Origin of the sequence: Sphingobacterium bovisgrunnientis, from assembly GCF_009829085.1 — a bacterium.
GTDB lineage: Bacteria > Bacteroidota > Bacteroidia > Sphingobacteriales > Sphingobacteriaceae > Sphingobacterium > Sphingobacterium bovisgrunnientis.
Genome location: NZ_WUQY01000056.1, coordinates 1 through 11923 on the forward strand (window position 1 = coordinate 1; position 11923 = coordinate 11923).

At 35.7% G+C, this 11923-nt stretch carries 10 protein-coding genes; 8 read left to right on the forward strand and 2 right to left on the reverse strand.

The window, feature by feature from the left end; translation table 11 throughout:
• The coding region (locus tag GOQ16_RS18230) for a DUF4372 domain-containing protein (RefSeq protein ID WP_160070341.1) at positions 1-129 on the reverse strand (129 nt) is incomplete at its 3' end.
• Between the two features lie 40 nt (positions 130-169).
• Positions 170-361 (reverse strand): hypothetical protein, encoded by a 192-nt coding sequence (locus tag GOQ16_RS16735; RefSeq protein WP_160070342.1) that lies wholly within the window; start codon positions 359-361, stop codon positions 170-172.
• 245 nt (positions 362-606) lie between these two features.
• Between GOQ16_RS16735 and GOQ16_RS16740 the strand changes: the two genes are divergently transcribed.
• The 8 genes from GOQ16_RS16740 (at position 607) to tnpA (ending at position 11911) form a co-directional block, all read left to right on the forward strand.
• Complete coding sequence (locus GOQ16_RS16740) at positions 607-1149, forward strand: sigma-70 family RNA polymerase sigma factor (RefSeq protein ID WP_160070343.1); 543 nt, start codon at positions 607-609, stop codon at positions 1147-1149.
• 78 nt (positions 1150-1227) lie between these two features.
• The gene (locus GOQ16_RS16745) at positions 1228-2289 is read left to right on the forward strand and encodes a FecR family protein (RefSeq protein WP_160070344.1); all 1062 of its coding nucleotides are present in this window, start codon (positions 1228-1230) and stop codon (positions 2287-2289) included.
• A 126-nt stretch (positions 2290-2415) separates the two neighbouring features.
• Positions 2416-5910, forward strand: a complete 3495-nt coding sequence (locus GOQ16_RS16750) for a SusC/RagA family TonB-linked outer membrane protein (RefSeq protein ID WP_160070345.1) — start codon at positions 2416-2418, stop codon at positions 5908-5910.
• Between the two features lie 10 nt (positions 5911-5920).
• Positions 5921-7741 carry a RagB/SusD family nutrient uptake outer membrane protein gene (locus GOQ16_RS16755; protein ID WP_160070346.1) on the forward strand — a complete coding sequence of 607 codons (1821 nt, stop codon included), beginning with the start codon at positions 5921-5923 and terminating at the stop codon, positions 7739-7741.
• Positions 7742-7752: 11 nt separating this feature from the next.
• Entirely contained in the window at positions 7753-8130 is a 378-nt protein-coding gene (locus GOQ16_RS16760) for a BACON domain-containing protein (RefSeq protein ID WP_160070347.1), read from the forward strand.
• Positions 8131-8150: 20 nt separating this feature from the next.
• A complete protein-coding gene (locus GOQ16_RS16765) occupies positions 8151-9659 on the forward strand; it encodes a sulfatase family protein (protein WP_240141079.1) in 1509 nt (502 codons plus the stop codon).
• A 338-nt stretch (positions 9660-9997) separates the two neighbouring features.
• Positions 9998-11149, forward strand: coding sequence for an Sb-PDE family phosphodiesterase (locus tag GOQ16_RS16770; RefSeq protein WP_160070349.1), 1152 nt, complete (start codon positions 9998-10000; stop codon positions 11147-11149).
• A 459-nt stretch (positions 11150-11608) separates the two neighbouring features.
• Positions 11609-11911, forward strand: coding sequence for an IS66 family insertion sequence element accessory protein TnpA (tnpA, locus tag GOQ16_RS18440; protein ID WP_438865735.1), 303 nt, complete (start codon positions 11609-11611; stop codon positions 11909-11911).
• Positions 11912-11923 lie beyond the last annotated feature (12 nt).

The window sequence follows — 11923 nt, forward strand, 5'->3', positions numbered from 1 at the left end:
GGAATCAGCCGATGAAAGATGGCAGAAAAGCATACTCACAAAATGTGTCCAGCTATTAATTCCCTTGTGATGTTTATTGAATTTTTTGGTTAAAAGTGAATTTTGAGAATGTATATAAATTGTCAACATACTAACAAGTTCTAATGACCTATAAAAGATGATTTCATAGCTATTTCAGTATCATATTATTCAATTCTTCATCAGTTAATTTTAAAAGTTCACTAATAATAAATACACCAAATTCTTGGCTTTTATGCAATTCTACATATTCAAATAAGTCACCTTGTAATTTTATTGGATTGCCATTATACAATATGTTGTATCCTTGAGCTAATGTATCTTGTAATAATTCCCTAATCATATAAAACCTAACGATCTTAACTTTTTTAAGTTTTTATTAAGTTTGACAAAAATTTACTATGTAGTTTTTTAGCTTCAAAACACCTTAATTATCTATAATTATGGTGAATTTCATTTCTATTTTATCGTCTAATAAGGATTAATCGTTAAGCACCAAAATTTAGTAAAATACTTAACATGCTATTAAAAAAACATTTGTTATGTAGGACATAATATTTGTATATTGCCCAATCTTTTTTAAAAATTATGATTCTTACCATCTTATCTTCTGAGAATAAATCAAAAATTGCTTTGAAGCGAGATGAGGCTGTTTTTAAATCTTACTTTATCCAAAATTATAAAGTTTATGAAAAATATGCTTTAGGCATTCTCAAAGATAGATTCTTAGCCGAAGATGTTGCATCCGAAATAATGTGGAAAATGTGGCATATGGGAGAGGATTTGATGCATGTCACTAATGTTGAGCAGTACATACTTAAAAGTATTAAAAACAAATGCTTAAATATGATGCGTGTGCGACAACCATTATATGTGGAAAATCGAGATTTACCTGATTATGCGGATAACTCATTGAATCCCGAAATATTGATGATAGAAGCACAGGCTGTAGCCAAAATACAACAGGCTATTTTAGAGTTACCTGAAAAAACAAAACAAGCTTTTCTTTTGGTAAAAGAAGATAAAATGACTTATAAAGAAGCAGCTGAAACCATGAATATCTCACCTAAAACTGTGGATCGCCATATTCAAAATGCGGTCAAAAAACTTTTCAGCTTTTTAAAGGCGTAGAATTTTTGAAAATATAAATATTCCTATGGGGGATTTGACTTTTTGATGTGTCTATATAGTTAGAACGCAAAAATAAATATGTCGAATACGGAAGAGCATTATCTTTTTTTAATAAATAAACTGTTGCAAGGGAATATCACAAAGGCTGAAAGTGAGGAACTTATGCGGCTTTGTGAAGGTGATATAGAAAGATTAAGCTTCATCAAATATTTGACATCATCGGTGGATACAACCGATTTACTGGAAGCAGAAATTGTTTATGAAAAAACAAAACCTAATGATTTAATTCAGGAAAAAACAATTATTCCTGCACCATCCAAAATCACAAATTCTAGTCGTTTATATAAAATTGCAAGTATTGCTGCTGCTATAGTTATTGTGGCTTTTGCAAGCATATATTATTTCTATTCCGCATCCGAATCTTCAAATGATGATTGGCAATACATATCAACCAATCGCGGAGAGAGGAAATTTTTAACCTTGAAGGACGGTACAGAGGTTTGGCTTAATAATGAAAGTGAACTTAAGGTTTTAAAAGGATACGGTGAAAAGCACCGAAGAATGGAACTAAAAGGAGAAGGTTACTTTTCTGTCGCTAAAAACCCGAAACTTCCGCTTCTCATACAAACAAAAGATACGGAAGTAAAAGTAATTGGAACTGTTTTTAATCTGAGTGCTTACCCAGAGAGCGGTGCGACGACCACTTCGCTAATCGAAGGTAAAGTTTCCCTAAGGATTGAAGGAGGAAATCATACCAAAGAGATTATTATGAATCCTGGAGATCAAGTAAGAATTTCCAAAGCAAATATTGAAAAAAACGCAGCAGATCTAAGTCTAAAAGAATTAATCCTGAAAGAAGCTGTGAGTTATACAAAGGCTGAAGTGAAGGAGGATAAGGTTTCTGACATGCTTTGGGTTGATAATAATTTGGTCTTTAATAACCTGACTCTTTCTGAGATTGCTGTAAAACTTGAGCGTTGGTATAATAAAGAAATCATTATTCAAAAAGATGAATTGCGCGATTTATCTTTTTCAGGAACATTTCAGGAGAAAGAATGTACGCAGGTTTTAGATATTCTGAAGAAAACAAATTTGAAAATAAACTACCAAATGAAAAATGATACCATATACATCCATTAAATGAAAAAGTAAATGATGAAAAAAGGGCAGGACTACTATGTAGTCACTACCCTTAAATGTGTTAACCAAGAGTATCAAGCCCTAGGAAAGTGTGATACTCAATTGATTAATTGAAAATCTAAAATTATGAAAAAAAACTCACATGCTTATACACATGTGCCTATTGCTTATTACTTTAAGTGCCTAATAATGCTTAAATTAATTGTAGTATTTATTACTGCTTTCGCTGCTAATCTAATGGCAAATGAATCATTAGCGCAGGATTATGTTACCCTAAAATATAGGGAAGCAAAACTTAAAAATATTTTAACTGATATTGAAAAGCAGACTGATGTTGCTTTTATATACAATGAGGATGCTGTAAAAGATGTTCGCATTGAAAATATAGCAGTTGAAAGAAAAAAATGGAAAGAATTCCTTTTACCGATTTTAGCCAAAAATTCATTACAGATAGAATATATCAGTAATGATCGTGCGGTTATTAAAGCTTCAAAAGCTGTTCAGACTACTGTAGTTACAGGTATTGTGAGGGACAAAAATAACAATCCATTGTCCAATGTTTCTGTAAAGCAAGTTAACGGCACAAAATCTACTTTGACCGATGCTGAAGGGAAATTCGCGTTAGAAACTACAGGATCTAATATTGTTTTACACTTTTCTTCAGTTGGATTTTTAGCTAAAGAATTGCCAGCTGAGCAAGGCTTAATGCAAATTGTATTAGAAGAAGATTTAGCGCAATTGGATGAAGTTGTGGTAGTAGGTTATGGTACACAAAAAAGAATTAATCTAACTGGATCTGTAAGTACAATTTCGGGGAGTGAATTGGAAAATAGACCGGTAGTGAATGCTACACAAAGTTTACAAGGCGCTATGCCAGGACTAAACGTAAGTGTAAATGGCGCAACTAAGCCGGGGCAATCTTTCAAACTAAATGTGCGAGGTACAGGAAACCTTAGTGGTTCTGACCAACCTTATGTTCTTGTGGATGGATTGGAAATGTCTTTAGCTGATGTAAATCCTAGTGATATTGAGAATATCTCTGTACTTAAAGACGCTTCTGCAGGTGCAATATATGGTTCTCGTGCAGCATATGGTGTAATATTAGTAACCACAAAATCAGGTAAAGCTGGAAGAAAACAGATAAACTTTACAAGTAACACAGGCTTTACGACTCCCGTTCGTTTGCCTGATATGGTAAATTCAGTAGAGTTTGCTAATTATTTCAATGCGGCAACTTTCAACGCGTTGGGTACTAGACAATATTCAGAAGAAAAAATCGCTTTATTGCAACAATATATAAATGACCCCACATCTGTTTCAATATTTCCTGAAGTTTTAAACAACACCTATGGCAGTTGGGAGAATTCGGCGAATGGTGTGGCAAATACAAATTGGTTTGACTTACATTACAAACCTTATGCAATGCGTCAGAATTATAATTTTAACCTAAGTGGAGGGAATGAAGGAACTCAATTCTTTGTTTCGGGTGGTCTCTATGATGAAGGCGGATCATTGCGTTATGCTGACATCAATTATAACCGTTATAATTTTAATGTGTCAGTAAATTCACAATTAACTGATTTCATCAAGGTGAAATCAAATGTAAAGTATACGCAAAATTCGAATAGAACTCCGTTAGCGGGATACGAAGATATGTTCTTTCACAATTTGGCACGCATGCGTCCAAATGTATCGCCGTATGATTTTTATGGTAATTGGAATGAACAATCAATGATTCCTTACCTCCAATCTGGTTCTGAAGGAAAGACTAATAATGGAACTTTAGTTCTTTTAGGTGGTTTAGAGATTTCTCCATTGAAAAATTGGAAAGTTTTTGCTGATTTGAATTTTAGAAGAAGTAATTACGATGGTAGCACTTTAAAACTGCCGGGTACAATCTATGGTATTGACGGCACACCTATTTCTGTAAATAGATCAGAATATAATATTCCACTTACGGGTAGTTTCTCTCGCACGATGTCGGAGCAAAATTATATTACGCCAAATATCTACACGAATTATAAAATGCAATTTGATAAACATCAAATTGACCTTACAGCGGGTTTCCAACAAGAGTACATGCAGTACAAAGAGTTGACATCATCTGCTACTGAATTAATTAGTTTTGATAGACCAGGTACAGATTTGGCAACGGGTACGAAGTCTTCAAATGAAGCTCGTAATCACTGGGCTACACGTGGTTTTTTTGCGCGTGTGAATTATAATTTTGCGAATAAATACCTTTTAGAAGTGAATGGTCGTTACGATGGTTCTTCTCGATTTGCAGCGTCACAAAGATGGGGATTCTTCCCGTCGGTATCTGCTGGATATAATATTAGCGAAGAGTATTTCTTCAAAGATAATGTGTCTTGGATCGATCAACTAAAAATTAGAGGATCTTACGGTAACCTTGGTAATCAAGCAGGAGCAAACATGTATGCTTACTTAGAAAGCATGAATATTATTATTCCTGGTCCAGGAACTGGCGGCCGCTATTATTTTGGTAATGACCGCGAAAGCTATATTCAGGCGCCAGCTGCATTTAATCCTTTAATTACATGGGAAAAAGTGCAGAGCATGAATATAGGTGCTGACTTTACCATGTTAAATCAACGATTATCAGGTACGTTGGAGTGGTATCAAAGAAATACCAGAGATATGCTAGGTCCATCGCGTGATGTAGCTGATATGTTTGGTGCTACCGCACCGCAAACGAATAATGCAGATTTGCAAACTCGAGGATGGGAAATTTCTCTAAAATGGAGAGATAGAATCAATGACGATTGGAGCTATGATGTAGGTATGATGCTTACAGATTATAAATCTATTGTTACGAAATATCAAAATCCAACAAACTTCAATCCTGGAGGCGCTTGGTATGAAGGAAAAGAAGTTGGTGAATTATGGGGATATACCGCACATGGCTTGTTGAAGACTGAGGAGGAAGCAAATGCATACAATCAATTAAACCGTAGTTACCTTTCGGCAAGAGATTGGGTAGTAGGTGATGTCAAATATGAGGATATCAATGGTGATGGTAAGGTCGATATTGGTGCTAATCGATTGGGCGATATGGGGGATTACAGTATCATCGGTAACAGCAGTCCACGTTATAATTTTAGTATTTCTGGCGGATTGACTTGGAAAGATTGGTCTATGAATATGCTATGGCAAGGGGTTGGAAAACAAAATTATTTGCCTGCAGCATTAGATGCTTATTTTTGGGGATCGGGCTCACTTGCTCAAGTTACCGTATTCCAACAGCATTTAGATTACTACACGCCAGAGAATCCAGATGCGTATTTCCCTAATCCGTATGCTTCTCCTGTAGGTGCTATTAGTTCGTATACGAACAAAACGCAATCGCCTTCAAGTAGATACGTTCAGAATGCTTCATTCATACGCCTAAAGAATTTGACTTTACAGTATAGTGTGCCGAATGAGGTGAGTAAGCGCATTGGAATCAATAGATTGTCCGTTTTTGGGAGTGGAGAAAATCTATTAACATTTACCAAATTGGTGAAAATGTTTGATCCAGAAACTTTGGCTGGCGGTTCAGGAACGGGTAAAATGTATCCATTAAGCAAGGTTTATTCTTTTGGTGTTAATCTTACTTTCTAATTGTATTCAAATGAAAATTAAAAACTATATATATGCTTTTTCATTCTTGTTTTTGACAACAGGGTGTAATGATAATTTTTTGGATCGTTTGCCTATTGACCAACTTTCGACTACAGGGAGTTTAGCTACAGCGAACGAACTACGACTATACATGAATCAATTTTATGAGAAGCTACCTAATCATCCAGCATTCACGGGAGGAGAAGGTATTGCTTACGATGATGCACGTACGGACAACATGATTTTTACGACTGTAAATCCAAGATTAAATGGTCAATTGACTGTATCAAATGCACAGGCATTAAATGAATATAGAGATATTCGCGGATTAAACTTTTTCTTAAATAAAGCCTCTGGCGTAAAAGGAAATCAAAGTGATATTGATCAGTATAGAGGTGAAGCTTATTTCTTTCGTGCTTGGTTCTACTTTGAGTTGGTTAAGAAATATGGTGATGTAAGTTGGGTAAATTCTTTATTGAGTTCGGATGATGAGTCAACTTTATTAGCACGAGATAGTAGGGTTGTAATCATAGACTCAGTGCTAAATGATTTGCAAAAGGCGACTACGTTACTTGGTACAAAAGCAAATAGTAGTTCGATGCGTGTACATAAAGATGTGGCGCACGCAATGATTTCAAGAGTAGCTTTATATGAAGGAACTTGGCAGAAATATCACAAAGCTAAAAATACAGGTTTTGCGACAAGTACAGTTACCGACGCTAAGATCAAAGAATATTTGACTGCTGCAAAAGAAGCTGCTCAAGTTGTAATAAATAGTAATCGTTGGTCTATCTCCACATCAGGATCGGCATTGTCAGATTACAGAGACTTATTCAATACCGCTGACCTGAGTACCAATAGAGAAGTCTTAATGTGGCGTAAATATAATCCTGCTGAAAATATTGGGCATGGTGTTTCTAAATATTTATCTACTGGTGGTGGTGATATTGGGGTTACGTTGAGTTTAGTTGATGATTATCTAACACGCGATGGAAGACCATTTGCCGGCGCAGAAAGAAAATCCGTGCAAGGCACATATGGTCAAGAACTGCTTCCTACAATTCGCGACCCTCGCTTATCACAGACAGTAGGTATGCCGGGAGAGCCTATTCGACCAGGTGGTACTGTAGCTGCATTCCCGCCAATCAATCAAAGTGGAATGAACAGAAATACAACGGGATACCCGATGTATAAGTATATAGAATACAATAATATGGCGGCAACTTTGGATGATGGCATGAGTGCGACGCCTGTAATTTATTTTCGATATGCTGAAGTTTTATTAAACTATGCTGAAGCTGTCGCAGAGTTAGGTGAAGATTCACAACAGGTGATTGAGGCATTGCGTCCATTAAGACAACGTGTGGGAATGCCTGATGTGAACTTTGACCGTGAATTTAATGCAAATGCAGATTATGCGTTTAATGATTTAGGAAAAGTGATCCAAGCAGTACGTCGAGAGCGTCGTGTGGAAATGGTAGCAGAAGGCACGCGTTTAGCCGATATTTTCAGATGGGCAGCAGCGGATAAGCTAATTGTTGGTAAAAGACCACTAGGTGCTTTATTTGTAGGGTCTAATCTGGATACTGAAAATTCTCCAACAGGATTTTATAATAGTTCATTATTATATTTCGATACTGCCCCTGCTGGTAAATCTGTGAATTTTTACTTAACAGGAAGCGCAGGTACTGCTCTACGCTACATAGATCCATATAAAGCAGTTCTTCCAAATGGATTTGGATTTAAAGTGAACAGAGATTATTTATTGCCAATCCAACAACGCATGATTGAGTTAACTGATGGTAAATGGCAACAAAACCCTAATTGGTAATTATGAATACGATGAAAATTATAACACATAAATATTTTAAAATTTATTCAGCTATTTTTAGTTTGCTGTTGCTACTGAGTTCTTGTAGTAAAGATCAGCCTGTAGCACCACAAGCTGGACCATTTGAAGTGACACATGATATTCCTGCAAGTGTACCAGCCTCAGGAGGCTCATACAATCTCACAATTGATGGCACAACCAATGGTTGGTGGATTGTGAAATCAGAAAATGTATCTTGGCTTACAATAAACAGAGTATACGGTTCGGCTAAAGTTTCGCAGCAAATAACGGTTTCACCAAACACAGGAGCAAACGCTCGCGAAGTGACTTTAGAAATCAAGGCTACGAATAGCGAATCAAAAATTATAAAGATAAATCAAGCAAGGTAATCATGATCAAAAGGCTAATAATGTTAGCAGTCGTAATGGGAAATGTAATTATTTCCCATGCACAGCAATCCAAACCCAATGTTGTTATTATTATTTCGGATGACCATTCGTACCAAACTATTGGAGCTTATGGATCCAAAATTGGTCGTACACCGCACATTGATCGTATCGCACAAGAAGGGCTAGTATTTAACAATGCTTATGTGAATAATTCTATTTGTGGACCAAGTAGAGCAACATTGCTTACGGGTAAGTACAGTCACAAAAATGGATTTAAAGACAATGAAACTTCTCATTTTGATTTTTCACAGAATCTATTCGTGAAAGATTTGCAGCGTGTGGGCTACAAGACAGCATGGATTGGTAAAATACATTTAGGTCATAAACTGCAAGGTTTCAATTATTTTGATATTCTGAATGATCAAGGGCATTATTTCAATCCGGATTTCATTTCAAATAAAGGAACGGAGCGTGTGGAGGGGTATGTATCGGATATTGTGACGGACAAAGCTATTAATTGGCTCGACTCTATTGACACCAAAAATCCTTTTTGTTTAGTAATTGGTCATAAGGCTACACACCGTACTTGGATGCCTGATCCTAAGGATTTTGGTGCGTATGATAACGATGAATTTCCTTTGCCAGAAACTTTTTATGACGATTATTCCTCTCGAAAAGCTGCTGCGGGTCAAGAAATGTCGATTGATAAAGATATGCGAATGGGCTATGATTTGAAAATGTTTGAATCATGGGAAAAGATGATGGCTGACGGTAACTTCAAGCGTATGAATGAAGAACAAAAGAAGCAATACGCAGCTTATTATCAACCTATTTACGACAAGTTGCAATCGGATAAACTATCAGGTAAAGCTTTGGCGGAATGGAAGTTTAGAAGATATATGATTGATTATTTGAATACTGCGAAATCCATGGATCGTAATATTGGGCGCGTGTTGGATTACTTGAAAGCAAATAATTTAGAACAAAACACCATCGTTATTTATCTTTCGGATCAAGGTTTTTATATGGGTGAACACGGCTGGTTTGACAAAAGATTCATGTATCAAGAGTCATTCCGTACACCATTCATCATGAAATATCCAGCGCTAATTAAGAATGGGGCTCACACGGATGCAAGTATTGTAAATGCTGACGTTGCACCTACATTATTAGAATTAGCTGGTGTTAAAAAGCCGAGTGATATGCAAGGTAAATCTTTTGTTCCAGTTCTAAAATCAGCTAAAAAAGAACATAGAAAACAAATATTTTATCATTATTTTGAGAATGGCGAACATGCAGTTTCTCCTCATTTTGGTGTCAAAGAAGGACGCTACAAGTTAATCCGTTTTTATAAGCGCGTAGAATCGTGGGAGCTTTTTGATTTACAAAATGACCCACAAGAATTAAAGAATGTATACGATGATCCTAAGTACAAGGGTATTGTTAAGAAAATGAAAAAAGCTTTATTGAAGCAAATCAAAGAGTTTGATGACAAAGAAGCGGAAATTATATTCTATAAAAAAAACTGATAGAAAGCAGTATTTATTCTCAAGCTCCATTAGAGTATAAGAATTACGAATTGCATGCATCACCCATTCAATATTTTAAATTATTAAATATTGAATGGGTATTTTTTTTTAGTACTAATATGCATTTCAAATATGAATTAGTATACGAAGAACATTATAGTTTAGTTATAGCTACCGATTGATAAATAAAAAAACATTTTATCTCGCAATCTTAAGATATTAATTGCGCATACTGCACTTAACATAACCCCCATAAACTTTACAGTTTGATTACCTATACATCATATAATCTTTACAATGTGATTATAGCTTTGTCGCAATCAAGATTTATGAAAAACATGAAAAAACTATCTATTATTTTTGCTGTATTGAGCCTTTTGAATATTGAGGGGAATGCACAGACTGCATCTGACAATGGAATTATGCGATTGGACGAGTTTCGCTATCGCAAAAAACGTGAGATTATAAGCATTCCCAATGTGAATGGACTTACTGTATTAAAATGTGACTTTCACATGCATACAGTATTCACAGATGGACATGTTTGGCCAAATGTGCGTATACAAGAAGCTTGGAAAGAAGGTTTAGACGCAATTTCATTTACAGAACACGTGGAATATGCTCCACATTCCGCTGATGTAAAAGTGAGTAATTTAAGACCTCACGAATTAGCCAAAGACTTAGCGGCAGAGAACAACATAATCCTTATTAAAGGAACTGAGGTGACACGTAATACACCTCCGGGCCACTTTAATGCTCTGTTTATTCAAAATGACAATAATCTTGTATCAGAACGTGATAGTAAATTAGACGAAAAGGCGATTCAAGCTGTAGTAGATCAAAAAGCCTTTGTTTTTTGGAATCATCCGGGATGGAAAGCAACTCAAATCAAAGGTTCATATGAATGGATTCCTTTTGTCGAAAAGATGTACCAAGAAAAAAAGTTACATGGAATTGAAGTTGTAAATGGCTTTGGATTTCACAAAAAGGCATTGGACTGGGCGTTAGATCGTAACTTGACTGTAATTGGTAATACCGACATTCACAATTTAATAGCCCACGATTATGACATCGAGCGAGAAGGTGTTCATAGAACAATGACCCTTGTTATGGCAAAAGATAGATCTGCAACTTCAATTCGAGAAGCATTAGAAAGAGGAAATACTGTAGCTTGGTCAAGTAATTATTTGTTTGGTAAAGAAGAAAACGTACGAAATCTATTCCAAGCATGTGTAAAATTCAGTGCTGCTTATCACGAAAAAACCAATGCTCAAGGTGTGACAACTAAATATTATGAATTATCAAATACTAGTGATCTTTATTTCGAATTGCATCTAAAAGAAGGGAAGGGCACACAAAAAGTAATTTTATATCCGCAATCAACACAAGTCATAATTGCATCTGGTGAGCAATCAAAATTAACCTATGAAGTAGTATCAACTTTCATAAGAAGCGACAAACACTTAAAAGTCGACTTTAGCTTACTTTAAACTTTTATCAAATTTTCGTAGAATTAAATCCAACCTTTATAATTAGCATTCAGGTTGGATTTAATTTTTTTAATAAAATGTAGCTTTTTATGATTATAAATTATGCTACATATGATGTAAAGAAAGTTCTCTAAATGTATTTTATATCTACAACAAATATTGCTTCATGTTATTTTAAATCAGTTAGCTGTTGTGTGAGGCGAATAAAACAGTGTAGACTTAATAATTTCCGTTTGGACACAATTCTATCTATAGAATAATTTTCATCTTGATTGTGGATGATTCGTTTCAGCGGAAGGTGAAGTGATTGAAAAAGTGAATTCATAAGCATCTACAAGTATTTGTGTAGGTTTGAGATATTCTCCTTCTGGTGTTTTCAACGTATCCGCCCGACCAATTACATATTGCTTAGTCTGAATACGAGGCCGATCTTTGTGTCATGAGCACAAAAGAAAGAGGATGCTTTCGATGGTTGAGGATTGGAAAACGAGCGGATTGACCCAAAAAGCATTTGGCCTATTGCACGGGATCAACGTGGCGACCTTGGGTTACTGGGTCGCCAAGTCCAAGGAACAGGAAACCAGTAGCAGAGGTTTTATTGAGATGACCTCCGGATCAGCCCTAAAAGGTGAACAGGTAGAGATTATCTATCCAACAGGCGTGAGGCTGAAAGTACCGCGTGATCTTTCTTTGATATCTGCGGATAGCTATAACCAGTGGGATCACTCTCGATATACTCTTGCCAGAGCAACTGTTTGGTGACTCCAGTACGCT